The sequence below is a fragment of the Methylobacterium sp. E-025 genome, assembly GCF_022829705.1.
Lineage (GTDB): Bacteria > Pseudomonadota > Alphaproteobacteria > Rhizobiales > Beijerinckiaceae > Methylobacterium.
Genome location: NZ_JAKSYR010000141.1, coordinates 86727 through 110247 on the forward strand (window position 1 = coordinate 86727; position 23521 = coordinate 110247).

General features: G+C 71.6%; 21 protein-coding genes and 1 tRNA gene. 8 read left to right on the forward strand and 14 right to left on the reverse strand.

What is annotated here, in order from left to right:
* Window positions 1-56 precede the first annotated feature (56 nt).
* Window positions 57-713: a hypothetical protein gene (locus tag MKK64_RS21185; protein WP_243936979.1), complete on the forward strand. Its 657-nt coding sequence runs from the start codon at window positions 57-59 to the stop codon at window positions 711-713.
* A gap of 118 nt (window positions 714-831) precedes the next feature.
* Here MKK64_RS21185 and MKK64_RS21190 read toward each other — a convergent pair whose 3' ends face one another.
* The 3 genes from MKK64_RS21190 to ftsE all read right to left on the reverse strand — a co-directional run bounded on the left by MKK64_RS21190 (window position 832) and on the right by ftsE (window position 3525).
* Window positions 832-1629: a YdcF family protein gene (locus MKK64_RS21190; protein WP_147842706.1), complete on the reverse strand. Its 798-nt coding sequence runs from the start codon at window positions 1627-1629 to the stop codon at window positions 832-834.
* 181 nt (window positions 1630-1810) lie between these two features.
* Window positions 1811-2782 (reverse strand): cell division protein FtsX, encoded by a 972-nt coding sequence (locus MKK64_RS21195; protein WP_243936981.1) that lies wholly within the window; start codon window positions 2780-2782, stop codon window positions 1811-1813.
* On the reverse strand, window positions 2782-3525 hold the full coding sequence (gene ftsE, locus MKK64_RS21200) for a cell division ATP-binding protein FtsE (protein ID WP_147729645.1): 744 nt from the start codon (window positions 3523-3525) through the stop codon (window positions 2782-2784). Before ftsE ends, MKK64_RS21195 begins: the two co-directional genes overlap by 1 nt.
* Before the next feature lie 149 nt (window positions 3526-3674).
* On the opposite strand from ftsE, the gene MKK64_RS21205 reads away from it, so the two are divergent.
* From MKK64_RS21205 to MKK64_RS21215, 3 genes are all read left to right on the forward strand, one after another.
* Window positions 3675-4499 carry a zinc-ribbon domain-containing protein gene (locus MKK64_RS21205; RefSeq protein ID WP_243936983.1) on the forward strand — a complete coding sequence of 275 codons (825 nt, stop codon included), beginning with the start codon at window positions 3675-3677 and terminating at the stop codon, window positions 4497-4499.
* 79 nt (window positions 4500-4578) lie between these two features.
* Window positions 4579-5148 carry a hypoxanthine phosphoribosyltransferase gene (gene hpt / locus MKK64_RS21210; RefSeq protein ID WP_147727220.1) on the forward strand — a complete coding sequence of 190 codons (570 nt, stop codon included), beginning with the start codon at window positions 4579-4581 and terminating at the stop codon, window positions 5146-5148.
* 150 nt (window positions 5149-5298) lie between these two features.
* Complete coding sequence (locus MKK64_RS21215; RefSeq protein ID WP_147727221.1) at window positions 5299-5664, forward strand: response regulator; 366 nt, start codon at window positions 5299-5301, stop codon at window positions 5662-5664.
* Window positions 5665-5844: 180 nt separating this feature from the next.
* Here MKK64_RS21215 and leuS read toward each other — a convergent pair whose 3' ends face one another.
* Window positions 5845-8445: a leucine--tRNA ligase gene (gene leuS, locus MKK64_RS21220; RefSeq protein WP_243936986.1), complete on the reverse strand. Its 2601-nt coding sequence runs from the start codon at window positions 8443-8445 to the stop codon at window positions 5845-5847.
* Between the two features lie 283 nt (window positions 8446-8728).
* Here leuS and MKK64_RS21225 point away from each other — a divergent pair, with 283 nt between their 5' ends.
* Window positions 8729-9472, forward strand: coding sequence for a YggS family pyridoxal phosphate-dependent enzyme (locus tag MKK64_RS21225; protein WP_243936999.1), 744 nt, complete (start codon window positions 8729-8731; stop codon window positions 9470-9472).
* Window positions 9473-9645: 173 nt separating this feature from the next.
* On the opposite strand, the gene MKK64_RS21230 is transcribed toward MKK64_RS21225, so the two are convergent.
* From MKK64_RS21230 to MKK64_RS21245, 4 genes are all read right to left on the reverse strand, one after another.
* Window positions 9646-9729: transfer RNA gene (locus MKK64_RS21230), tRNA-Tyr, on the reverse strand.
* Window positions 9730-9809: 80 nt separating this feature from the next.
* A complete protein-coding gene (locus tag MKK64_RS21235) occupies window positions 9810-10139 on the reverse strand; it encodes a DMT family transporter (RefSeq protein ID WP_147842700.1) in 330 nt (109 codons plus the stop codon).
* A gap of 38 nt (window positions 10140-10177) precedes the next feature.
* Window positions 10178-12232 carry an ATP-binding protein gene (locus MKK64_RS21240; protein ID WP_243937001.1) on the reverse strand — a complete coding sequence of 685 codons (2055 nt, stop codon included), beginning with the start codon at window positions 12230-12232 and terminating at the stop codon, window positions 10178-10180.
* Complete coding sequence (locus MKK64_RS21245; RefSeq protein ID WP_147727226.1) at window positions 12229-13731, reverse strand: ATPase domain-containing protein; 1503 nt, start codon at window positions 13729-13731, stop codon at window positions 12229-12231. The genes MKK64_RS21240 and MKK64_RS21245 overlap by 4 nt, the downstream gene beginning before the upstream one ends.
* 251 nt (window positions 13732-13982) lie before the next feature.
* Between MKK64_RS21245 and MKK64_RS21250 the strand changes: the two genes are divergently transcribed.
* Complete coding sequence (locus MKK64_RS21250) at window positions 13983-14837, forward strand: type 1 glutamine amidotransferase (protein ID WP_147859817.1); 855 nt, start codon at window positions 13983-13985, stop codon at window positions 14835-14837.
* Here MKK64_RS21250 and MKK64_RS21255 read toward each other — a convergent pair.
* Window positions 14834-15670: a transglutaminase-like domain-containing protein gene (locus MKK64_RS21255; RefSeq protein WP_243937003.1), complete on the reverse strand. Its 837-nt coding sequence runs from the start codon at window positions 15668-15670 to the stop codon at window positions 14834-14836. The genes MKK64_RS21250 and MKK64_RS21255 overlap by 4 nt on opposite strands.
* 456 nt (window positions 15671-16126) lie before the next feature.
* Between MKK64_RS21255 and MKK64_RS21260 the strand changes: the two genes are divergently transcribed.
* Window positions 16127-18784: an MGH1-like glycoside hydrolase domain-containing protein gene (locus MKK64_RS21260; RefSeq protein ID WP_243937004.1), complete on the forward strand. Its 2658-nt coding sequence runs from the start codon at window positions 16127-16129 to the stop codon at window positions 18782-18784.
* A 160-nt stretch (window positions 18785-18944) separates the two neighbouring features.
* On the forward strand, window positions 18945-19943 hold the full coding sequence (locus MKK64_RS21265) for an AraC family transcriptional regulator (RefSeq protein ID WP_243937013.1): 999 nt from the start codon (window positions 18945-18947) through the stop codon (window positions 19941-19943).
* 13 nt (window positions 19944-19956) lie between these two features.
* Here the strand turns inward: MKK64_RS21265 and MKK64_RS21270 are convergent, their stop codons facing one another.
* From MKK64_RS21270 to pth, 5 genes are read right to left on the reverse strand one after another with little or no spacing between them, the layout of a single operon-like run.
* Window positions 19957-20961 carry a MaoC family dehydratase gene (locus MKK64_RS21270; RefSeq protein ID WP_243937015.1) on the reverse strand — a complete coding sequence of 335 codons (1005 nt, stop codon included), beginning with the start codon at window positions 20959-20961 and terminating at the stop codon, window positions 19957-19959.
* A gap of 11 nt (window positions 20962-20972) precedes the next feature.
* Window positions 20973-22070 (reverse strand): redox-regulated ATPase YchF, encoded by a 1098-nt coding sequence (gene ychF, locus MKK64_RS21275; protein WP_147727243.1) that lies wholly within the window; start codon window positions 22068-22070, stop codon window positions 20973-20975.
* Window positions 22071-22078: 8 nt separating this feature from the next.
* Window positions 22079-22564 (reverse strand): PIN domain-containing protein, encoded by a 486-nt coding sequence (locus MKK64_RS21280; protein ID WP_187275545.1) that lies wholly within the window; start codon window positions 22562-22564, stop codon window positions 22079-22081.
* Window positions 22554-22787 (reverse strand): hypothetical protein, encoded by a 234-nt coding sequence (locus MKK64_RS21285; RefSeq protein WP_147727245.1) that lies wholly within the window; start codon window positions 22785-22787, stop codon window positions 22554-22556. The genes MKK64_RS21280 and MKK64_RS21285 overlap by 11 nt, the downstream gene beginning before the upstream one ends.
* Window positions 22788-22834: 47 nt before the next feature.
* Window positions 22835-23452, reverse strand: coding sequence for an aminoacyl-tRNA hydrolase (gene pth / locus MKK64_RS21290; protein WP_147843436.1), 618 nt, complete (start codon window positions 23450-23452; stop codon window positions 22835-22837).
* Window positions 23453-23521: the final 69 nt, after the last annotated feature.

Genomic DNA, 23521 nt, shown 5'->3' on the forward strand with positions numbered 1-23521 from the left:
GTCCCCGGACGGCTGAGGCGCAGGCACGCAATTCCCACGACATCCAGGATTTGACCATGGCTCAGCAAACCATCACGGCGCTCTACGACGATTACGACGCGGCCAGCACCGCGGTGTCCCGCCTCGAGGCGGCCGGCGTCTCGCACGGCGACATCAGCGTCGTCAGCAACAACGAGGGCGACCGGCATGCCGGCCGGCTCGGCACGGGCGACCATGCCGAGACCGCCCATAAGGCCGAGACGGGAGCCGGGACCGGCGCCTCGCTCGGCACGGTGGTCGGCGGCGCGACCGGCCTCCTCACCGGCCTCGGCCTGCTCGCCATCCCCGGCGTCGGGCCGGTCGTGGCGGCCGGCTGGCTGGTCGCGACCCTGACGGGCGCCGGCATCGGCGCGGCCGCGGGCGGCCTCGTCGGCGCGCTCACCGGCGCCGGGATCAGCGAGAACGACGCCCACACCTACAACGAGGGCATCCGCCGCGGCGGCACCCTGGTGACGGTGCGCACGGACGACGCCCACGCCACGACGGCGATGGACATCCTCGAGCAGCACGGCTCGGTCAACGTCGACGAGCGGTCGCAGAGCTGGCGGTCCGAGGGCTGGAGCGGCCCGGCGCTGACCGCGACCGACCCGTCCGGCGCGACGGCGAGCCAGGGCGTTCCTTCGGGCGCGGCCGCCCGCCCCGGCGTGCGCACCTACCCCGCCAAGCCGCTCTGAGCGACGCTCAGCCTTCGATCGGCCCGTCGCCTCGGCGACGGTGCCCCCGATCAGCCCTGCGATGCCCCGGCACGCAGGGCTTTTTCGTGAGGTGGGGCCGGCGAGCGGCGCGGGCGGCCTACTGCAGATCGCGCAGCAGCGGCTCGGCGACCATCCGCACCGGCGCCTTCACCGGCTTGCCGCGGCCGATCAGGATCGCGACGCGCGAGCTTTCCGGGTCGGTCTCGAAGCGGGTGCGGACCCAGGCGACCAGGAACTTCAGGTATTCGGACGCCAGCAGCTTGGTCGCCGAGGGGCTGTGCCACCAATCGGCGGCGTCGAAGCCTTCGGCGATCACCGGATGGGGCACGATCCGGTCGGCGCCCTGGAGCGCGTGATCGAGCTCGATCAGGGTCCGCGGCATGTGGTAGTTCGAGGTCACCACCGCGACGGTGCTGAAGCGGTTGTGGCGCATCCAGCGCCGGGTCTCGATGGCGTTGCCGATGGTGTTGCGCGCGCGGTAGTCGAGGTCGACGCAGCAATCGATCCAGTGGCGCTGCGTCGGGTTGAGCCGGGCGATCTCGTCGCGGCTGGTGCGTTCGTTGACGCCGGTGATCAGCAGGCGCCGGCCGTAGCCGCCGGCCAGCAGGTCGATCGCGTCGCCGATGCGCTGGGCGCCGCCGGTCAGCGCGACGATCCCGTCGGCACGGCCCTGCGGCACCCGCTCGCTGCGGTCGAGCGCGGCGACGAAGGCGAGGAAGCCGGAGAGCAGCGCGACCGCGCCGAGGCCGGCGAGGCCGAGGATCGTCAGCGCCACCGGGCCGACGGGCCGCGCGGCGGGCGCGGCCGCCGGCATCGCCCTCGGGCGGGCGTCCCAGGCCCAGCCCGTGAGCTCGGCGCCGGGGCCGGCCTGTCTCGGATCGAAGGCGCGCGCCATACGCGTGGTCATGCTCCGGGAGAATAGCGCCGATTGCGGCGGGGCGGAGGCGGCATTTGCGGACGCAAAGCCTTTCCGGAGGGTTAACGCACGGCCAAGCACTTCCGATCACGGGGATTTTCGGAACCGTTCGTCTCCGATGCCCGGCGGGGCGCGGTGCCGGACCGGCCGGACGCGCGACTCAGGCCAGGAACCGCCGCACGGTCAGCCGGGAGATCACGGCGGTGACGAGCGAGGCGATGACGCCGATCGCCATCACGCTTGCATAGCCGCGCCAGCCGATGTGGAAGGCGCCGAACAAAGCCTCGACCTCGTCGCCCGCCGGCCCCGAGCGCCAGGTGCGGGCGAGCAGCCCGGCCAGCGCGAAGGCGGCGAGCGCCGCGGCCGAGCCGATGATCCCGCCGCGCAGCCCCAGCCCGAAGAAGCGGCGCTGGAAGGCGCGGGCGATGAAGTCGTCGTCGGCGCCGACGAAGTGGAGCACCTCCACCACTTCGCGGTTTCCGGCCATGGCGCCGCGGGTGGCGAACGCCACCGCGAGGCCGGTGGCGACCAGCACCAGCGCGACGATGCCGACGCCGATGCCGACGAAGGTGTTGGCCGCGGTCGAGAGCCGCTGCAGCCAGAGCGCATGGTCGTCGAGGCTGGCGACCCCCGGCATCGCCTCGGCGAGGCCGGCGCGCAGGTGCTTGAGGTCGGGGGACTGGTCGCCGAGCTTGAGGGTGATCAGGCGCGGCACCGGCAGGTCGGAGAGGTCGAGGCCGCTGCCGAGCCAGGGCTCGAGCAGGCGCTCGGCCTCCGCCTTGGAGAACACCCGCGTCGCGGCGATGCCGGGCTCGGCCTTGGCGATGGCGTCGGCCCGGGCGATGTCGGCGTCGAGGTCGCGGCCGGGGGCCGGACGTACCTGGATCGTCACCTCCTGCGCCACGGTGCCCTGCCACTGGCCGGCGCTCGACGCGACGATCTCGGCCGCGCCCGCGCACAGGCCCGCGAGGAAGGTGAGGATGGCGATGACGGCGGCGAGCGAGCGGCTCGCGGCCGAATCGGTCGGGACCAGGGGCGCGTTGCGCCGCAGGGTCGGGGGCAGCGCCGGATCGACCGCGCCCCTGTCCGGGGCCGTCCTGGCGGCCTGGCTGCGTTCGCGGGTCGTGTCCATCAGCCTTCGATCCGCAGGCGGCCGTCGCCGATCACCATCCGGCGGGCATCGACCGAGTCCATGATCCCGAAATCGTGGGTGGCGATGATCACCGAGGTGCCGAGCTTGTTCAGCTCGAGGAAGAGCCGCAGCAGGCGGCGCCCGAGGCTCGGGTCGACGTTGCCGGTCGGCTCGTCGGCGAGCAGCAGGTCGGGCCGGGCGATGAGCGCCCGGGCGATGGCCGCGCGCTGCTTCTCGCCGCCCGAGAGCAGCGGCGGCAGCACGTGCATGCGCTCGCCGAGGCCGACCCAGCGCAGCAGCTCGACGACCTCGGCCCGGTAGCTGGTCTCTGCCCGGCCCTGGACGCGCAGCGGCAGCGCCACGTTCTCGTAGGTCGTGAGGTGGTCGAGCAGGCGGAAATCCTGGAACACCACGCCCATGCGGCGGCGCAGGCCGGTGAGCGACGCGCTGGAGATGCCGCTGACCTCGTTGCCGAACACCGAGACCAGCCCGCGGGTCGGGCGCACCGAGAGCAGGATCAGCCGCAGCAGCGTCGTCTTGCCGGCCCCCGACGGCCCGGTGAGGAACTGGAACGAGTGCGGCTGGATGCGGAAGCTCACGTCGGACAGCACCTCCGGCCCGAGGCCGTAGCGCATGCCGACGTTCTCGAACTGGACCACAGGCCCTTCCGCCCCGGAGAGCAGGCTTTTCGTCGTCGCCGTTTCGCGCAAGGGCCCGTTCGCTCCCGTTCCGTCCCGGTCCATGCCGTCCGCACCGGGATGACCGCCGCGCATGGCCATTTCAAGCCGGCTCCCGGCGGTTTCACCGGAGCTTAACCCTAACCGAAGACGATCGCCCAAGGGTTTTCGCCGCAGGTCCCGCCCGGCTGCCCCCGCCAACGAGCGTGCCGCGTATGCTGATCGTCTGCCCGACCTGCGCCAGCGAATATCGCATCGAGACCGCCCGCGTCGGCACCGAGGGGCGTTCGGTGCGCTGCGCCGCCTGCCGCGAGACCTGGTTCGTGTCGCCGGCCGAGGTGATCGCCGCCCACGAGGCCGAGCTGCAGGCCGCAAGCCCCGGCGCCGACGAGACGGTCTCCGAGGATGCCTGGGCCGAGGCCTCCGCCGCGGTGCGCAGCGCCGCGACGGCCGACACCATCGACAACGTTCCCGCACCGCCGCGCGGCACGCGGGCGAAGAAGGCCAAGCTCGGCTACAAGCCGCTCGGCCGGAACCAGGGCAAGGGCGGGATCGCCGGGCTGTCGCCGGCCCTGGCCGCCTGCCTGGTGGTTTTGGCCGCGATCCCGCTCGCCTGCCTCGCCCGCGTGCCGGTGGTGCAGGCGCTGCCGCAGGCGGCCGGGCTGTTCGCCCGCATCGGCCTGCCGGTGAACCTGCGCGGCCTCGAGATCCGGGACGTCGCCGCCGTCCGCACCCCGGCCGACGGCGAGAAGCCGGCCGAGCTCGCGGTCGAGGGCGACCTCGTCGGCATCGCCCGCGGCGGCGTGCCGGTGCCGCCGATCAGCGTCGTGATGCGCGACGCCGCCGCAGGCGTCGTGAGGACCTACACCATCGCCCCGCCGCGCAGCCGGCTGGCGCAGGGCGAGACCGCGCGATTCGCCGGCCGGTTTTCCGATCCGCCCGAGCAGGGCCGCGGCATCGAGGTCCGGTTCTCGGATGCGGGCAAGCCGGAGTCGGGCAGGCCGGAGACGGCCAGACCCGAGACGGCGAAAGCGGAGTAGGTCGCGGGCAACCGCGCCGCCGTCGATTTTCCGCCGGCGGCCCGTGGCCGGACGGCGCCGGAATAGGGTATGGAGGCGCATGACCACGCCCTCCCGACGCGTCCGCGTCCTCTTCGACGAAGCCACCATCGCCACGCGCAACGAGGCGTTGGCCCGCGAGATCAAGGCGGCCGCCCCGCAGAACCTGCTCGTGGTGGCGGTGCTGAAGGGCAGCTTCATGTTCGCCGCCGACCTGCTGCGGGCCCTGCACCGGGTCGGGCTGTCGCCGCAGGTCGAGTTCGTGCACCTGTCGAGCTACCGCACCGGCACGATCTCCTCCGGCCAGGTCGAGATCCTGCGCGACGTCCAGAGCGAGGTGCGCGGCCGCGACGTGCTGCTCGTCGACGACATCCTCGAATCCGGCCGCACGGTGGTCTTCGCCAAGGACCTGCTGATGGCCCGCGGCGCCTCGCGCGTCCTCACCGCGGTGCTGCTCGAGAAGCCGGGCAAGCGCGCGGTGCAGATCGACGCCGACTTCGTCGGCTTCACCTGCCCCGACGCCTTCGTCGTCGGCTACGGCATGGATGCGGCCCACGCCTTCCGCCAGCTCCCCTTCGTCGGCGTCGTCGACTACGACAGCCAAGATCCGGACCTGTTCGGCGGGGCCTGAACCGCGTTTCGGGACGCGGCATTTTCGCAACCCTCCGGCACTTCCAGGCTTTTCGTCCTCAAATGTCTTGACAGGACGGCCGATGTTTAGACGATCTCTAGACGTGTCCGGGCCGGCCGGCCTTCCCTCGGTGGATCGAATACAGGCGACATGGCGCGCATCCTTCTGGTGGATGACGAAGAGACGGTCCGCGGCTTCCTCAAGCGAGGCCTCGAGATCGACGGCCATGCCGTGGTCACGGCGATCGACGGCAGCGACGGCCTCGACCGGCTGAACGAATCCGACGGCGCCTTCGACCTGATGCTCACCGACATCCGCATGCCGCTGATGGACGGCATCGCGTTGGCGCTCGCGGCCAAGCGCGACTTCCCCGACCTGACCATCCTGCTGATGACCGGCTTCGCCGACCAGCGCGAGCGCGCGCGCGGCCTCGACGCCATCGTCACCGACGTGCTGACGAAGCCGTTCTCGCTGGCGGACCTGCGCGCCACGGTGAGCCGGGCGCTCGCGGCCTGAGGGGCAGCCGGCGAGGCCTTGCGTCGATCCCTCCCCGTCATTCCGGGGCTCCGAAGCAGAGCCCGGAATCCAGAACCGCTGATCGTGCCTCGATCACCCATCCCGGCGGCTCTGGATTCCGGGCTCGCCTGCGGCGCCCCGGAATGACGGAGCGCGTTGAGGGGCCGACGGTGGGATCCCTCACACCACCAGGTTCACAATCCGCCCGGGCACGACGATGACCTTGCGGGGCGTCCGACCTTCGAGGGCGCGCCGCACCGCCTCGTCGGCGAGCACCAGGGCCTCGACAGCCGCCGCGTCGGCGTCGCGCGGGACGGTGACGTCGGCGCGCTTCTTGCCGTTGACCTGCACCGGGAGAGCGACCGTATCCTCGACCAGCAAAGCGGGGTCGAAGCCGGGCCACGGCGCCTGCGCGACCAGCCCGTCGCGGCCGAGCACCGCCCAGCAGCTCTCGGCCAGGTGCGGCATCATCGGCGCGATCAGCTGGACCAGGATGCCGGCGGCCTCCCGGCCGGCCGCCGCCGAGGCGCCGCCGCGGAACGCGTCCTCGAGGGCGTTGGCGAGGGTGTAGACGTGGGCGACGCAGCGGTTGAAGCGCAGGCGCTCCACGTCCTCGCCGAAGGCGGCGAGCGCCTTGTGCGCGGCCTTGCGCAAGGCCGCGTCGCCGCCGCCCGATCCGGTGGCCGAGACGGCGGCGTTCACCAGCCGCCACACCCGCTGCACGAAGCGGGCGGCGCCCTGCACGCCCTCCTCCGTCCAGATCACGTCGCGCTCCGGCGGCGAATCCGAGAGCATGAACCAGCGCGCGGTGTCGGCGCCGAAGGAGGCGATGATGTCGTCGGGGTCGACGACGTTCTTCTTCGACTTCGACATCTTCTCGATCGGGCCGATCGCGATCGGCGCCGAGGTTTTCACGTGGAACCCGCGGCGCTCGCCGTCTTCGGTCGAGAACCGCACCTCCGTCGGCGGCACCCAGGCGCCGGCCGCGTCCTTGTAGGTCTCGTGGACGACCATGCCCTGGGTGAACAGGCCGGCGAACGGCTCCGAGACGCCGGACCAGCCGGTCGCCTGCATCGCCCGCATGAAGAAGCGCGCGTAGAGCAGGTGCAGGATCGCGTGCTCGATGCCGCCGATATACTGGTCGACGGCGAGCCAGCGATTCACCGCCGCCGGGTCGGTCGGCCGGTCGGCGAGCCACGGCGCGGTGAACCGGGCGTAGTACCAGGACGAGTCGACGAAGGTGTCCATCGTGTCGGTCTCGCGCCGCGCCGCCGCGCCGCAGGACGGGCACGGCACGGTGCGCCAGGCGTGGTCGCGCTCCAGCGGGTTGCCGGGCTGGTCGAACGAGACCTCCTCGGGCAGCCTCACCGGCAGGTCGGCGACCGGCACCGGCACGGGGCCGCAGGCCTCGCAGTGGATGATCGGGATCGGGCAGCCCCAGTAGCGCTGGCGCGACACGCCCCAGTCGCGCAGGCGGAACTGCACCTTGCGGGCCGCGACCGGCCGGCCGGAGAGGACCTCCGCCTCCAGGCGGTTCGCCACCGCCTCGAAGGCCTCGCCCGTCGTCATGCCGTCGAGGTAGCGCGAGTTGATCATCCGCCCGTCGCCGTCGAAGGCGGTGTCGGTGATGACGAAGCTGTCCTGATCCTGGTCCTCGGGGCAGACCACGGGGGTGTTGCCGAGGCCGTACTTGTTGGCGAAGTCGAGATCGCGCTGGTCGTGCGCCGGGCAGCCGAAGACGGCGCCAGTGCCGTACTCCATCAGCACGAAGTTCGCGACGTAGACCGGCAGCGTCCAGGACGGGTCGAGCGGATGGCGCACGGTGAGCCCGGTGTCGAAGCCGAGCTTCTCCGCCGTGTCGATCGCCGCCTGCGCCGTGCCCATGCGCCGGCATTCGTCGACGAAGGCCTGCAGCGCCGGGTTCGCGCCGGACAGGGCCGCCGCCACGGGATGGTCGGCGGCGATCGCCAGGAAGCGCGCGCCGAACAGGGTGTCGGGCCGGGTGGTGTAGACCTCGATCGCCTCGCCGACCCCCTCGACCGCCGTCGCGAGGGCGAACCGGACCTGCAGCCCTTGCGAGCGCCCGATCCAGTTCCGCTGCATCAGCCGGACCTTCTCCGGCCAGCGCTCGAGACCGTCGAGCGCGTCGTAGAGATCCTGCGCGAAGTCGGTGATCTTGAAGAACCACTGCGTCAGCTCGCGCTGCTCGACCGGCGCGCCCGAGCGCCAGCCGCGCCCGTCGATCACCTGCTCGTTGGCGAGCACGGTGTGGTCGACCGGGTCCCAGTTCACCTTGGCGGTGCGGCGCGTGACCAGCCCCTTGCCGAGGAAGTCGAGGAACATGCGCTGCTGGTGCTTGTAGTAGTCCGGATTGCAGGTCGCGATCTCGCGGCTCCAATCGAGCGACAGGCCCATGGATTGCAGCTGCCCGCGCATCGTCGCGATGTTGGCGTAGGTCCAGTCCCGCGGGTTGGTCTTCCGCTCGATCGCGGCGTTCTCGGCCGGCAGCCCGAAGGCGTCCCAGCCCATCGGGTGCAGCACCGCGAACCCCTTGGCCCGCTTGTAGCGCGCCACCACGTCGCCCATCGCGTAGTTGCGCACGTGGCCCATGTGGATGCGCCCCGACGGATAGGGGAACATCTCCAGCACGTAGTATTTCGGGCGGGCGTCGGCGTTGTCGGTCTCGAACAGCCGCGCCTGCGCCCAGGCCTCCTGCCAGCGCGGCTCGGAATCCTTGGCGTTGTAGCGCTCGAGGGTCTGGTGGCTGGGAGGATGGGTCATGGCGTCGTCGAAAACCGGGATCGGGCGGGGCGGACCGGGGAAGCGGCGGCGTTAGCACATTCGCGGCGGGCTCGGCCAACGGATCTGCCGGCGTGGCAATCGAGGCCGATCCATCGGCGCGTGATCCCTGTGGCGGATGCAAGCACAGATGGCTTTGCGCCGGGCGCGCGATCCCGGCATTGAGGTGCAGAATCGCCCTCACCCGCGCGGCGGCGTTGGACAGCGCCGCGGGCCCGCCCACCTTTCCCCGGCGATGGCCGGACGACCCGCCCAAAGGACTTCAATGACCGACACGCCGATCGATACGCCCCCGACCTCGGAGCCGCCGATCTCCGGCAAGCCGCCCGTCGGCGAGGCCGACGTCGCCGCGGGCCTCGCGGAGGTGCTGGCCGGGATCGCCCGGGCGAGCGAGGATTGCGCGCGGGATCCCGCCGGCATCCGCCTCATCGCCATCTCGAAGACCGTGCCGGCCGAGGGCATCCTGCCGGCCCTCGAGGCCGGCCAGCGCCTGTTCGGCGAGAACTACGTGCAGGAATCGCGCACCAAGTGGCCCGCGCTCAAGGACCGCTACCCGGACGTGGAGCTCCACCTCGTCGGGCCGCTGCAATCGAACAAGGCGCGCGAGGCGGTCGAGCTGTTCGACGTGATCCATTCGCTGGACCGGCTGTCCCTGGCCGCGGCGCTGGCCAAGGAGATCGCCCGCACGGGGCGCACGCCGAAGTTGCTGATCCAGGTCAACACCGGGGACGAGCCGCAGAAGGGCGGCGTCTCGCCCGACGCCCTCGACGTGCTGCTCGCCGAATGCGTCGGCACCCACGGGCTGGCGATCCAGGGGCTGATGTGCGTGCCGCCGGTGGAGGACCCGCCCTCGGCCCACTTCGCCCTGCTCGCCGCGCTCGCCCGGCGGCACAACCTGCCGATCCTCTCGATGGGCATGAGCGCCGATTACCCGGCCGCGATCCAGATGGGCGCGACCCATGTCCGGGTCGGCACGTCGATCTTCGGGGCGCGGACGCGGAAGGCCTGATCCGCGCCGGGCCGTCGCCGGCAACGACGACGGAAGGTTGCCTTGGGCGAGCTGGCGGACCCTGCGGTCGCAGGGCGAAATCCGCCGCCGTCACGGACCGCCCGGAGGCTCGCCCGGCGCGGCAAGGCCCGTGCGAAGCAGGACGATGCCGGTGATGATCGCAAGGAAGGACGTGGTGGGGGAAGTAGGACTCGAACCTACGAAGCTTACGCAGCGGATTTACAGTCCGCCCCCTTTGCCGCTCGGGACATTCCCCCAAAGGACAGCCCATCGGGCCGCGCGGGGCCCTTATGGTGAGGGGGGGGCGGCGTGTCAACCGTGCCGCGCGGCCGACGGCTCAGTGCCCGGCGGTGCTCGAGAAGCCGTTGATCACCACCACGCCGGCGACGATCAGGCCGAGGCCGATCAGGGCCGGGGCGTCGAGGCCCTGGCGGAACACCAGCCAGCCGACGAGCGAGATCAGGACGATGCCGACGCCCGACCAGACCGCGTAGGCGACCCCCATCGGGATCGTCCGCAGGGTGAGCGCGAGGAAGAAGAACGCGACGCCGTAGCCCGCGACCGTGATCAGCAGCGGCACCGGCCGCGAGAACCCGGCGGAGGCCTTCAGCGCGCTGGTGCCGATCACCTCGGCGACGATCGCGATCGCCAGATAGATCCAGTTCACGGCCGCTGCACTCCCGGTTCGTCGGATCGGCGGCCCATTCAGGCGTCGTCGGCCCCGAGGACGAGGCGGAGCGACCGGGCGAGCTCGTCGCGGCGATAGGGCTTGTTGAGCACCGGCAGCTCGCCGCGGCCGATGACCTGGCCCTCGTCGAGGTCGGCGACGTAGCCCGAGGTGAGCAGGACCTTGAGGCCGGGCCGCAGGCGCTGCGCCTCGGCGGCGAGCTGCGAGCCGTTCATGCCGCCGGGCATCATCACGTCCGAGAACAGGATGTCGATGCGCTGGACGTCCTTGAGATGGGCCAGCGCCTCGGCCGCGTTGCGCGCGACGACGACCTTGTAGCGCAGCTCCTCCAGGCTCTCGACGGCCATGGTGAGGACCTGCTCGTCGTCCTCGACGAGCAGCACGGTCTCGCCCTCGCCGGCGCGGCGCAGCGGCAGCACGCCGCGCTCGCCCATGCCCGTCTCCTCGCCGGCGGGGTCGGCCGAGCGCGGGAAGCGCAGGCGGAAGGTGGTGCCGCGCCCGACCTCGGACTCGATCGCGACGAAGCCCTTGGCGCTGCGGGTGAAGCCGTAGACCTGGCTCAGGCCGAGGCCGGTGCCCTTGCCGACCTCCTTGGTGGTGAAGAACGGCTCGAACACCCGCGCCATCAGGTCCGGCGCGATGCCGCTGCCGGTGTCGGACACCGCGATCTCGACATAGGCGCCCGGCGGCACCCCCTTGTCGGCGACGGCCGCGGTGTCGAGCCGGACGTTGCGGCTGCGGACCTCGATCCGGGCGCTGCCGGTTCCCGCCTCCATCGCGTCGCGGGCGTTGACGACGAGGTTGAGGATCGCCGCCTCGAACTGGGCGGGGTCGACGCGGATCGGGTCGAGGGCGGGGTCGAGGTCGAAGGCGAGCTCGATCGCGGCGCCGGCGGCGCGCTCGGCCAGCGGCCGGAAGTCGATGAGCAGGCGGTTCGGGTTCAGCGTCTGCGGCCGCAGCATCTGCCGGCGCGAGAAGGCGAGGAGCTGCTGCGTCAGCTGCTCGCCGCGCCGGGCCGCCGTCATCGCGGCGTCGGCGAGGCGCTTGACCCGCTCGACGTTGTCGGGCTTGCGCAGGACCATGTCGAGGCCGCCGACGATGACCGTCAAGAGGTTGTTGAAGTCGTGCGCGACGCCGCCGGTGAGCTGGCCGATCGCCTCCATCTTCTGCGCCTGGCGCAGCGCCTCCTCGGTGTTGCGCTGGTCGGAGCGGTCGAGGACGATGCCGGCCATGCGGACCGGCGTGCCGTCGGCGCGGTATTCCGCCCGGCCCTTGGCCGCGATCCAGCGCACGGCCCCGTCGGGGCGCACGATCCGGTATTCGATGTCGAGCGTCCCCGCCCGCGCCGCCTGCGCGAAGGCCGCCGTCACCGCCTCCCGATCCTCCGGGTGGACGTGGGCGAGGAAGGTCTGCCGGCCCCAATGCGGGAGCGGCGCGTCGTAGCCGAAGATCGCGTCGTGGCGGGCCGACCGGCGGGCGGTGTCGGTGAGGAGGTCGAGGTCCCAGGTTCCCATGCCGGCGGAATCGAGGGCGAAGGCCAGGGTCTCGCGGGCGGCCTCGACCTCGCGGGTGCGCTCGGCGACCCGCCGCTCCAGGGTCTCGTTGGCGACGCGCAGGCGCTCCTGGTCCTGTTCGCGCTCGCGGATGTGCCCGCGCGCCTGGTACTGGCGCCGCCGCACCCGCAGCGCCGAGGCGACGGCGCTGATCAGGGTCTCGGCGTTGATCGGGCGCTCCAGCAGCACGACGTTGCCGAGGCGCTCCACCATGGCCGCGCCCCGCGCCGGGCGGCGCCCCGCCTGGCGCGTCGCCAGCATGATAAACGGGAAGTCCGACCAGGGCGGCTGGCGCTCGATCCAGGCCGCGAGGGCGTCCGGGTCGACCTCGGCCAGCGCCTCCTCGGTGACGATCGCCGAGCCGGCCGAGGCCTCGAGGCCGGCGAGCCACGCGGCCCCGTCGGCGCAGACCGTGGCGGCGGTGCCGGACTTGGCCAGCAGCTGCTCCATCACCACCGCGTCGCGTCCGCGCGGCGCCAGGATGAGGACGCGGGTCTCGTCGGGGCCGGGCCGGCTCATTCCGCCGTGTCGCTGCGCAGCATCGCGACCTTGCCGCCGTAGGCGGGCAGGCCCGAGAGCACGCCCTCGAAGTCGGTCAGCGTCTCCCCGACCTGGATCCCGTTGCGGGAGAGCCTCAGCTCGCGGATCGTGCGCTCGTGCGCGTTGACCCGGCTCTTGACCGCCGAGAGCGCAGTGCGGACCTCGCCCTTGGCCTCGAAGTAGCGGAACAGGAGGATGCCGTCGCTGAGATAGCTCAGGTCGATGTCGGAGCGGACCTCGCCGATGACGCCGTGCTGCCCGAGCACCAGCAGAGTCGTGACGCCCTTCTGGTTCAGGTAGGTCAGCAGCTCGTGCATCTGCAGGATCAGGAACTGCTCGCCCGGCATCGCGTGGATGTAGGCGTTGAGGCTGTCGACGACGACGCAGGACGCGCCGTCCCGCTCCACCGCCTCGCGGACGCGGCAGGCGAACTCGCCCGGCGCCAGTTCGGCCGGATCGATCTGCGCGATGCTGAGGTCGCCGTCGGCGATGTGCGGCTGCAGGTCCATCCCGAGGATGGCCGCGCGCGCCAGCAGGGTCGCCCGGCCCTCGTCGAACAGGAAGTAGGTGGCCTTCTCGCCCCGCTCCAGGGCCGCCAGCATGCAGCGCACCGCGGTCGTGGTCTTGCCGGCCCCGGACGGCCCGAGCAGCAGCGTGTTGGTGCCGCGCACCAGCCCGCCGCCGAGCAGGAGGTCGAGGCCCGGCGCGCCGGTCGTGACGGTCACCGGCGCGAAGTCGGCGTGGTGCTCGGCGGCGATCAGGCTCGGGAACACCTCGATCCCGCCGGTCTCGAGGACGAAGTCGTGGTACCCGCCCCGCGCCTTCACGCCGCGCATCTTCAGGACGCGGAGGCGGCGCCGTCCCGCGCCGAACTCGCGCGGGGTGTGCTCCAGGAGCAGGACGCCGTGCGCGATGCTGTGGAGCTGCACGTCGGTGGTGCCGTCGTCGAGCAGGAACACCGTGCAGCCCCGCGCCGCGAAGAGCTGCTTCAGCGCCAGGATCTGGCGGCGGTAGCGCAGCGGGTTCTGGGCGAGCAGCCGCAATTCGGACAGGCTGTCGAACACCACGCGGTTCGGCTGCAGCGCGTCCACCCGCTCGATGACCTCGCGGACGGTCTCGCCGAGCTCCACCTCGGAGGGGTGCAGGATCGACTGCTCGCTCTCGGGGTCGAGGCCGAGCTCGTTGACGAGCTCGTAGAGCTCGACGCCGTCGAGCGACCAGCCATGCGACGCCGCCGAGGCCCGCAGCTCCTCCGCGCTCTCCGACAAGGTGACGTAGAGGCTCTTCTCGCCGTGCGCGACGCCGTCGAGCAGGAACTGCAGGGCGAGCGTGGTCTTGCCGGCGCCGGGCGTGCCCTCGAGCAGGTAGAGCCGCCCCTTGGTCAGGCCGCCGGACAGGACGTCGTCGAGCCCGGCGATCCCGGTCGACAGGGTGTCCCGGACGTAGGGTGCGACGCGCGGTGTCTGATCAGTCGTCATCGTCATCACGCAGGGTGGATCGGGCGCTCGGCCGGCGGCCCCTGAGGGAGTGCTTTGCCTCAGGAACGGCCCTGCCTCAACGCGGCAGCCGTCGATAGGTCCCGAGACCCTCGGATGGCGGGCACCGCGGCGATCGTCCGGACCGGCGCCGGATCACGCCGGGCGTCGCGGCTGCACCTATGCCGCAGTACCATCGGGCGGCGCCGGACGTTGCCCGTGACCGGATTCCGACGATCTCCCGCAAGGCCCCCATGCTTCGACTGCTCATCGCGGACGGCAACACGCGCGACGACCGCGCCCAGCACGTCGCGGTCACCGGCCGCACCTCGGCCGAATCCTACGCCGACGTCGTCCACGCCTATCGCCCGGAGGCGCAATGCCGGCTGCTCAGCCCGGCCGACGCCGACGCCGCCCTGCCCGACGGCGCGGCGCTTACCGCCTACGACGGCGTGATCTTCACCGGCTCGCCCCTGAAGGTCGGCGAGCGCAGCCCGGCGGTGACGCGCCAGTGCGACCTGATGCGCGCGGCTCTGGAGGCCGGGCTGCCGGTGTTCGGCTCGTGCTGGGGGACGCAACTGGCCGCGGTCGTCGCTGGCGGCGACGTCGGCCCCAATCCGCGCGGGCCGGAATACGGCTTCGCCCGCCGCATCACGGCGACGGCGGAAGGCCGCGGCCACCCGCTGCTGTCGGGCCGGGGCGCGGCCTGGGACGCGCCGGCGATCCATTCGGACGCGGTGATCGCGCCGCCGCCGGGCGCGCGAGTGCTGGCCGGGAACGCGCTGCTCGAGGTGCAGGCGATCGAGATCCCGCACGGCGGCGGCCTGTTCTGGGGCACGCAGTACCACCCCGAGCTCGACTTCGACGAGCTCGCGGCGATGCTGCGGGTCAGCGCCGCGGACGTGGTCGAGGCCGGCCTCGCGCCCGATGCCGCCGCGGTCTCGGCCTATGCCGCGGAGATCGCCGCGCTCCACGCGGGCGGCGCGGCGGCCGGCCCGCTCGCCTGGCGGCACGGGCTCGGCGCCGACGTCCTGGAGCCGGACCAGAGACGCCGCGAGATCGGCAATTTCCTCGACCGGCTGGTCGAGACGGGTGCCGGCGCGCCTTAGGCCGCCTCGGCCATGGCGCCCGCGTACGGCGACACCTCGTCGGTGTGCACGTCGAACTGCATCAGGTAGGCGGTGCCGAAGCTGGTGGTGAGCGCGCAATCCGTCGCGTCGCGCCCGCGCGCCATGACGATGCGGGCGATGCGCGGCGTGTTGTGGCGGGCGTCGAACGTGTACCAGCGATCGCCGAGATAGACCTCGAACCAGGCCGAGAAATCCATCGGCGCCGGGTCCTTCGGCACGCCGATGTCGCCGAGATAGCCGGTGGCGTAGCGGGCCGGGATGTTCATGCAGCGGCACAGCGCGATCGCCAGGTGGGCGAAGTCGCGGCAGACGCCGACGCGCTGGACGTAGCCGTCATGGGCGGTGCGGGTGTTGTCGGCCAGCTGGTAGTCGAACCGCAGGTGGTTGTGGACGAAGTCGACGATCGCCTGCACGCGGGCCCAGCCCTCCGGCGTCGCGCCGAACAGCGACCAAGCGGTGGCCGAGAGCTTGTCGGTGTCGCAGTAGCGCGAGCCGAGGAGGAACGGCAGCACGTCGTCGGGCAGGTCCTGCACCGGGTGCTGGCGGGCCTGCGGCGCAAACGCGTCGGGCTCGTCGGAATCGCCGATGGTGAAGTCGGCCGACATGGTGATCCGGCCGCCCGGCGCGACGATGCGGGTGCAGACGTTGCCGAAGGCGTCGACGTGCTGCGTCGCCGGCACCGGCGGATCGAAGGCGATGACCTCGGGCGTGACGAGGTCGGCCCGACGCTCCGGCCGCACGTTCAGCAGCAGGTTCATCGGGGTCGGGCCGAAGGTGTTGAAGGCGATGGTGAAACCGGTCTGGACGAGCATCGTAGATCCGTGGAAGCCGCGCGTGGTGTCGCAGGTAGGGTCGCAGGTAGCCGTTGAACACCGAGCCGATACGCAAGGTTCCGCAGATCAGGCGTGCTTCCTGCGCAGGTTCTGCCCAGATTAAAGGCAGTCTTCATCGCTCGAGCCGCCGACGTTGCTGCCGGTCGACAGACCTCGTCATCCGCAGACGAAGGTGTCGGCCCGGGCTCGAGCCTCGGCACGGGTCCGATCCGGCCGGCCCGCGCGCCGAAGCTCCGGTCGCCCGGGACGCGCGGTCGGCCCGATTTCCGTGCCGGCCCGCCGACTGGCTCTGATGATGCATCCGGGGCGGGGCATCGACCCATCGGCCCCTCGGGATGTCATGACCGTTCCTCCGCATTCCCCCAGGCCCGTCGGGGCGATCCTTCGCGGCGCCGGGGCCGACGCCCGCCCCGCGCCGGGCCGCGGGTCCCGCGCATGAGCGAGGCGATCGCCTGGGCGGAGCGCCGCCGCATCGCCGAGCAGGCGCGCGGCGAGCGGGCGTGGTCGCTGTGGGGGCCGTATCTCAGCGAGCGGCAATGGGGCACCGTGCGCGAGGATTACAGCCGCGACGGCAACGCGTGGCGCTCGCTCACCCACGAGGAGGCCCGCTCGCGCGCCTACCGCTGGGGCGAGGACGGGCTCGCGGGGATCTGCGACGAGCGCGGGCAGCTCTGCCTCGGGCTCGCCCTGTGGAACGGGCGCGACCGCATCCTGAAGGAACGCCTGTTCGGCCTCACCAATGAGGAGGGCAACCACGGCGAGGACGTCAAGGAGATCTACCACTACCTCGACGCGGTCCCGAGCCACGCCTACCTGAAGTTCCTCTACCGCTATCCGCAGGGGGCCTACCCCTACGAGGACCTCGTGCGCGAGGGGCTGCAGCGCAGCCGCGAGGTGCCGGAATACGAGATCGAGGAGACCGGCCTGTTCGAGGGGTCGCGCTTCTTCGACGTGACGGTGGAATACGCCAAGTCGGACGTCGACGACGTCCACGCCACGATCACCGCGACGAACCGCGGCGCGGACGCCGCCGACCTCCACCTCGTGCCGCAGCTCTGGTTCCGCAACACCTGGTCGTGGCGGAACGACGGCGCGCTGCCGCGGCCCCGGATCGCGCGCCATCCGGAGGGCGGCATCGCCTGCGAGCACCCGCGGCTCGGGCGCTACCAGCTGGCCTTCGAGGGCGAGCCCGAGGTGCTGTTCTGCGAGAACGACACCAACTTACGCCGGCACGCCGGCCAGCCGGAGGCCGAGGGCCCGTTCAAGGACGGGCTCCACGCCGCGATCGTCGAGGGCGACGCCGCGGCGGTCCGCCGCGACGCCGGGACCAAGCTCGGCCTGCACTACGCGCTTCGCCTCGCGCCCGGCGAGACCCGGCGGGTGCGCCTGCGGCTCTCCGCCGGGACGCGGACGCGCCCGATCGACGCCGACGACGCCGTGCGCGACCGCCGCATCGCCGAGGCGGACGCGTTCTACGACGACCTGCAGGACGGGATCGCGGATGCGGACGCGCGCGCGATCTTCCGGCAGGCCTCCGCCGGCTTGATCTGGTCGAAGCAGCTCTACGCCTACGACGTGCGGCGCTGGCTGCAGGGCGACCCGCTCCAGCCGGTGCCGCCGCGGGAGCGCGACGGCGGCCGCAACACGCAGTGGCGCCACTTCGCCGCCTCCGACGTGCTCTCGATGCCCGACAAGTGGGAATATCCGTGGTTCGCCGCCTGGGACCTCGCCTTCCACTGCCTGCCGCTGGCGCTGCTCGACCCGGACTTCGCCAAGAAGCAGCTCCTGCTGCTGACCCGCGAATGGTACATGCACCCCAACGGCCAGCTCCCGGCCTACGAGTGGGAGTTCTCCGACACCAACCCGCCGGTCCACGCCTGGGCGACCTACCGGGTGTTCGAGATCGACCGCGACCGGCGCGGCGGCCGCGGCGACCTCGCCTTCCTCGAAGGCGTCTTCCACAAGCTGCTGATCAACTTCACCTGGTGGGTGAACCGCAAGGATGCCGGCGGCCGCAACGTGTTCCAGGGCGGCTTCCTCGGGCTCGACAACGTCGGCGTGTTCGACCGCTCGCGCCCGCCGCCGGGCTTCGGCATGGTGCACCAGGCCGACGGCACCGCCTGGATGGCGATGTACGCGCTCAACATGATGCACATCGCCCTCGAGCTCGCGCTCCACAACGACGTCTACGAGAGCACCGCCTCGAAGTTCTTCGAGCACTTCCTCCTCATCGCCGAGGCGATGACCGACATGGGCGGCGAGGGCTTCGGCCTCTGGGACGAGGAGGACGCGTTCTACTACGACGAGGTCGACATGCCCGGCGGTGGGATGCTGCCGCTGCGCGTGCGCTCGATGGTCGGGCTCGTGCCGCTGTTCGCGGTGGAGGTGATCGAGCCCTTCGTGCTCCAGCGCCTGCCGGACTTCGCCCGGCGCCTCAACTGGCTCCTGGAGAACCGCCCGCACCTCGCCTGCCTGGTCTCGCGCTGGGACGAGGGCGGCGTCGGCGACCGAAAGCTGCTGTCGCTGCTGCGCGGCCACCGGATGAAGGCGCTGCTGCGGCGCATGCTCGACGAGGCCGAGTTCCTCTCGCCCTTCGGCGTGCGCTCCCTCTCCAAGGCGCACCGCGACCAGCCCTACGTGCTCAACGAGTTCGGCGCCTCCTTCACGGTGCGCTACGACCCGGCCGATTCGACCTCGAACATGTTCGGCGGCAACTCGAACTGGCGCGGGCCGGTGTGGATGCCGACGAACTACCTGATCATCGAGGCGCTGCGCCGCTTCCACTCCTATTACGGCACCGACTTCCTGGTGGAGTTCCCGACCGGCTCGGGCGCGATGTGCACGCTGGCCGCCATCGCCGACGCCCTGCAGGAGCGCCTGATCGGCCTGTTCGCCAAGGACGCGGAGGGCCGCCGCCCGGTCCACGGCGCGCGCGCGCCGATCCCGTCGGCCGAGGGCGCCGAGGAGGCGCTGCTGTTTCACGAGTTCTTCGACGGCGACACCGGCCGCGGGCTCGGCGCCTCGCACCAGACCGGCTGGACCGCGCTGATCGTCAACCTGCTGCACCACCGGGCGCAGCGCGGGGGTGCCTAGGGCATCGTCCAGCGGGGCGGGTCCCGGCGGGGCTTTCGCACGATGCGCTCCGCCCGGGATCCCTGCGTGGACGCCCGCGATTGGCGGACGCGGCCGCGGGATGTCATCATGGGCGACGCGATCGGGACAGGTTCGCAGGCACGGGCTTCACGTTGACGGGATGACGGGTCAGGCTTCGAACCACCGCGCCGCGTGGCTTCCGCAGAACGGATTCGCCGCCCGCATCGCTTCCGCGCGCCAGCTTCAGAGCTTCAACGACCTGAGCAGCTTCGCGATCAACTTCGACGTGCTCCGCTCGGTCAAGCCCGACATCCAGATGATCGGCAGCAAGGGCAGCACCCTGTGCTTGTGGGAAACCCGTTCGTCCAGCGGCTTCATCAGCAAGCCCAGGGTCGATTCCGACATGATGACGGTCCGGTTCATCGCGAACGGGCACATCACCTACCGCAATCATGCGGGCAGGACGCGCGGCACGCCGAAACATGCGACCCTCGTCGGCTTCGAGGAGGTCGGCGAGATCCAGGCCTCGCAGGCCTTCAACGCGATCAACGGCACGATCACGTTCGAAGCGCTCGCGGCCGCCAACGCCGCGCTGACGGGCGGACAGCACGGCGTGCCGTCCTTCGAGCCGATCGCCGATGTCTCGACGCCGGGCATGATCGCCCTGTTCCACATGATGCGGCAGGTGCAGCGCCGCGGGCAGGCGTCGGATCGCTGCGGCGACATCGCGTTTCCGCTGATCCAGGAGATCCTCAGCTATCAGCTGCTGTCCGTCTGGCCGAAGCGCGCGCGCGTGGCACCGGCCCCGGCGACGGACGCCTCCGCGTCACGCTTCGGCATCGCTCTCGAGTTCATCGAGGCGAACCTCTCGCGGCCCATGACCCTGTCGCTCATCGCGACGGCGGCCGGGCTCAGCGTCCGCTCCCTCCAGAGCCAGTTCCGTCAACGGATGGGGCAGACGGCGATCGCGTTCATCACCGAGCGGCGGCTCGCGCGCACCCACGAGGACCTGACCTCCGCCTTCGATCCCGAGATCACGATCGCGGAGATCGCCCGGCGGTGGGGCTTCGTGCACATGAGCGACTTCGGGCAACGCTACAGGCGTGCCTATGGGCGCACGCCCTCCGAGGCACGGCGCGATGCCGGCCCGCGGGGCTGACCCCGCGCCCGCCTCAGGGCGCCCACTGCCAGAACACCGAGCTTTTGAACGAGAACACCGTCTCGCCGCGCTGGTTGACGCCGACGTTGTCGGCGAAGGCGAGGCCCCAGCCGGGGCGGGAGGCGGAGGCGCGCTTGTCGGTGAGCGTCGTGGCGTAGCGCACGGTGTCGCCGGCATAGACGGGCTTCAGCCAGCGCATGTCGCGAAAACCCGGCGACGGGCCGGTGGTCGGCGCCTGCCCGCGGGCGGCGGTGTGGGCGTGGTCGCGGGCGCGGGTCGCGAGCAGCCGCTTCATGTAGGCCGCGGCCGTGTGCCAGCCCGAGGCGCACAGCCCGCCGAAATGCGTCGCCTTGGCGGCCTCGGGATCGGTGTGGAACACCTGCGGGTCGTAGGCGCGGCCGAAGGCCAGGATCGCCTCGGCCGGGAAGGCGTAGGCGCCGAGATCGCGGGTCGCGCCGATCGCCGCGTCCTTCAGGAACGGCAGGATCTCGGCGTCGTCCGGCTCGACCACCGCGGGCGGGACGCCGGTCTCGACGATCCGCGGCGGCGCCGGCTCGGCCCCGCGCCGGGCGAGCATCACGGTGAAGGCCTGGGTCATCACCGCCTCGCCGCGGCCGTTCTCCAGGGTGAGCAGGCAGGCGGCGAAGCCCCGGTCGGGCTTCGAGGCCGAGGCGCGGGTCTCGTCGACGCGCAGGGTGGCGGAGAGCGTATCGCCCGGCAGCACCGGCTTCAGCCAGCGCAGCTCGGCGATGCCGGGCGATCCGAGCGAGGAGTGCCCGCCCATCGGCCCGGCCTGCAGCAGCCGCATGCCGAGGGAGGCCGTGTGCCAGCCCGACGCGATCAGCCGCCCGGCGAAGGTCGTCTCCGCGAGCCGCTCGTCGAGATGGAACGGCTGCGCGTCGAACGCGCGGGCGAAGGCGACGATGTCGTCGCGGCTCACCGTCAGCGGCACGCCGGTGCGGACCTGGCCGGCGGCGAAATCCTCGAAGTGGAGGCCGGACGTGTCGGGGCCGGGCATGGGCGACCGCCTCAGTTGGCGAAGCGGAAATGCAGCACGTCGCCGTCCTGCACGAGGTACTCCTTGCCCTCGAGGCGGAGCTTGCCGGCGTCCCGCGCGCCGGACTCGCCCTTCAGCGCGGTGTAGTCGGAGAACGCGATGGTCTCGGCGCGGATGAAGCCCTTCTCGAAGTCGGTGTGGATCACGCCGGCCGCCGCGGGCGCGCGGGTGCCCTTGGTGATCGTCCAGGCGCGGGCCTCCTTCGGGCCGACGGTGAAGTAGGTGATCAGCCCGAGCAGGTCGTAGCCGGCGCGGATCACCCGGTTCAGGCCGGGCTCGGCCAGCCCCACCGCCTCGAGATAGTCGCCCTGGTCGGCGGCCGGCATCACCGCGATCTCGCTTTCGATCTTGGCCGAGACCACCACCGCCTGGGCGCCCTCCGCCGCCGCGCGCTCCTGCACCGCCTTTGAGTAGGCGTTGCCCTTGTCGGCGTCGCCCTCGTCGACGTTGCAGACGTAGAGCACGGGCTTGGCCGTCATCAGGCCGAGCTGCTGGAACAGGCGCTCCTCCTCGGGCTTGCGCGCGACCATGCGGGCGGGCTTGCCCTCGCGCAGGTACGGCAGGGCGCGGTTGACGAGGTCCAGGAATTCCTTGGCCTCCTTGTCGGCGCCGCGGGCCCGCTTCTCCAGGGCGAAGACGCGCTTCTCCAGGCTGTCGAGGTCGGCCAGCATCAGCTCGGTCTCGATCGTCTCGATGTCGGCGCCCGGGTCGACCTTGCCCTCGACATGGGTGACGTCGCCGTCGTCGAAGCAGCGCACCACGTGGGCGATCGCGTCGCATTCGCGGATGTTGGCGAGGAACTGGTTGCCGAGCCCTTCGCCCTTCGAGGCGCCGCGCACGAGGCCGGCGATGTCGACGAAGGTCAGCCGCGTCGGGATGATCTCCTTCGAGGCGGCGATCTTCGCCAGGTCGTCGAGCCGCGGGTCGGGCACCGCCACGTCGCCGACGTTGGGCTCGATGGTGCAGAACGGATAGTTGGCGGCCTGCGCCGCCGCCGTCTGCGTCAGCGCGTTGAAGAGGGTCGACTTGCCGACGTTCGGCAGGCCGACGATGCCGCATTTGAAGCCCATGATATTCCTCAAGAGTCCATCAGGATCGTCTCGGGTGAAACCCGGAACGGATTGATGATCGTCGTTCCCTCGACCTCGCGGCCGTGTTGATAATCCTCGGAGAGCAGGAACCGGCAACCCGATCGGATCGCCGCCCCGAGGATCACGCAGTCCCACCATTGAAAACCGGTCCGCTCGCGCAACGACCATGCATCGGCGATCAGATCGAGATCCGTCGCACCGGAGGACCAGCCTTCCAGCGCGAGCGTCGTACGGCGCGCCTCCTCCGGCGCGATTCGAAGCTTTCCCCGCAGGAGGACGGCGTGAATCTCACCGAGAACCTGCGGACCGACGACGATCGAACCTCGTTTCGCCAACGCCGCGAGCCAGCGCAAGGCTTCGGCCTGCTTCTCCGGAAATCGGTCGTCCCGGGCATACAGGAACACGTTCGTGTCGACGAACACGCGCGGGTCGACGATCGCGGATCCGGCAGCGAAGGCCGGATCACTCGTCACGATAGCGCTCGTTCCTCGGCGGCGCCTTCCCGTTCTCGTCCAGAACGTGGAGCGGCGGCCCGGCGAGGAACCGCTCCAAAGCCTCCGTCTGGGTCGTCGGATGCCCGATCCGACGTTCGACGGTCTCGCTGATGAACTTCGACAGGCTCTTGCCCTCCGTCGCGGCGGCGATTCGCGCGCGACGGAGCACCGCCTCGTCCATCGTCACGGTCACGTTCTTCATCGGACGGCCTCCAACGGCCTTCGATATCGTGTCCTCGTGTTTTCGTGTCAATTCTTGGCGGCCTTCTCGCCCGGCCGCTTCACGTCGGCCCAGCCGCGACCGACCATGGCGAGGTGGACCTTGTTCTGGAAGCTCTCGTTCTCGTTGGCCGCCAGCAGGGCCACCTCGTCGGCGATCGCCCGGCACAGGTCCTCGACCCACGGCTCCTCGGACTTCGCGAAGTCGTTGAGCACGTAGGCGTGCACCAGGGCCTTGTCGCCGGGATGGCCGATGCCGAGGCGCACCCGGCGATAGTCGTTGCCGCACTGGGCGGTGATCGAGCGCAGGCCGTTGTGCCCGGCATTCCCGCCGCCGAGCTTCACCCGGATCTTGGCCGCGGCGAGATCGAGCTCGTCGTGCAGGACGATCACGTCCGACAGCGCGATCTTGTAGAAGCGCTGCGCCTCCGAGACCGAGCGGCCGGACTCGTTCATGAAGGTCTGCGGCTTCAGCAGGATCGCGCGCTCGGCCCCGAACGACACCTCGGCCGCCTCCCCCTGGAAGCGGCGCCGGAACGGGCTCGCCCGGTGGACCCGGGCGATCTCGTCCACCGCGAGGAACCCGATGTTGTGACGGTTGCGGGCGTAGGCTTTGCCCGGATTGCCCAGGCCCACGATGAGCCGCATGACGACTGTCTCCGACCTTCCCGAAACGACGATGCCCCGGCCTCGCGGCCGGGGCATCGTCTCGAAGCC

Excerpts from the sequence above, each read along its gene's own strand:
- MKK64_RS21255 (WP_243937003.1), bottom strand. The coding sequence starts at position 15,670 with ATGCTCGTCCAGACCGGTTTCACCATCGCCTTCAACACCTTCGGCCCG.
- MKK64_RS21265 (WP_243937013.1), top strand. The coding sequence starts at position 18,945 with ATGACGGGTCAGGCTTCGAACCACCGCGCCGCGTGGCTTCCGCAGAAC.
- MKK64_RS21245 (WP_147727226.1), bottom strand. The coding sequence starts at position 13,731 with ATGACGACTGATCAGACACCGCGCGTCGCACCCTACGTCCGGGACACC.
- ychF (WP_147727243.1), bottom strand. The coding sequence starts at position 22,070 with ATGGGCTTCAAATGCGGCATCGTCGGCCTGCCGAACGTCGGCAAGTCG.
- MKK64_RS21240 (WP_243937001.1), bottom strand. The coding sequence starts at position 12,232 with ATGAGCCGGCCCGGCCCCGACGAGACCCGCGTCCTCATCCTGGCGCCG.
- MKK64_RS21260 (WP_243937004.1), top strand. The coding sequence starts at position 16,127 with ATGAGCGAGGCGATCGCCTGGGCGGAGCGCCGCCGCATCGCCGAGCAG.
- MKK64_RS21270 (WP_243937015.1), bottom strand. The coding sequence starts at position 20,961 with ATGCCCGGCCCCGACACGTCCGGCCTCCACTTCGAGGATTTCGCCGCC.
- pth (WP_147843436.1), bottom strand. The coding sequence starts at position 23,452 with ATGCGGCTCATCGTGGGCCTGGGCAATCCGGGCAAAGCCTACGCCCGC.
- MKK64_RS21195 (WP_243936981.1), bottom strand. The coding sequence starts at position 2,782 with ATGGACACGACCCGCGAACGCAGCCAGGCCGCCAGGACGGCCCCGGAC.
- leuS (WP_243936986.1), bottom strand. The coding sequence starts at position 8,445 with ATGACCCATCCTCCCAGCCACCAGACCCTCGAGCGCTACAACGCCAAG.
- MKK64_RS21205 (WP_243936983.1), top strand. The coding sequence starts at position 3,675 with ATGCTGATCGTCTGCCCGACCTGCGCCAGCGAATATCGCATCGAGACC.
- MKK64_RS21215 (WP_147727221.1), top strand. The coding sequence starts at position 5,299 with ATGGCGCGCATCCTTCTGGTGGATGACGAAGAGACGGTCCGCGGCTTC.
- MKK64_RS21225 (WP_243936999.1), top strand. The coding sequence starts at position 8,729 with ATGACCGACACGCCGATCGATACGCCCCCGACCTCGGAGCCGCCGATC.
- hpt (WP_147727220.1), top strand. The coding sequence starts at position 4,579 with ATGACCACGCCCTCCCGACGCGTCCGCGTCCTCTTCGACGAAGCCACC.
- ftsE (WP_147729645.1), bottom strand. The coding sequence starts at position 3,525 with ATGGACCGGGACGGAACGGGAGCGAACGGGCCCTTGCGCGAAACGGCG.
- MKK64_RS21185 (WP_243936979.1), top strand. The coding sequence starts at position 57 with ATGGCTCAGCAAACCATCACGGCGCTCTACGACGATTACGACGCGGCC.
- MKK64_RS21190 (WP_147842706.1), bottom strand. The coding sequence starts at position 1,629 with ATGGCGCGCGCCTTCGATCCGAGACAGGCCGGCCCCGGCGCCGAGCTC.
- MKK64_RS21285 (WP_147727245.1), bottom strand. The coding sequence starts at position 22,787 with ATGAAGAACGTGACCGTGACGATGGACGAGGCGGTGCTCCGTCGCGCG.
- MKK64_RS21250 (WP_147859817.1), top strand. The coding sequence starts at position 13,983 with ATGCTTCGACTGCTCATCGCGGACGGCAACACGCGCGACGACCGCGCC.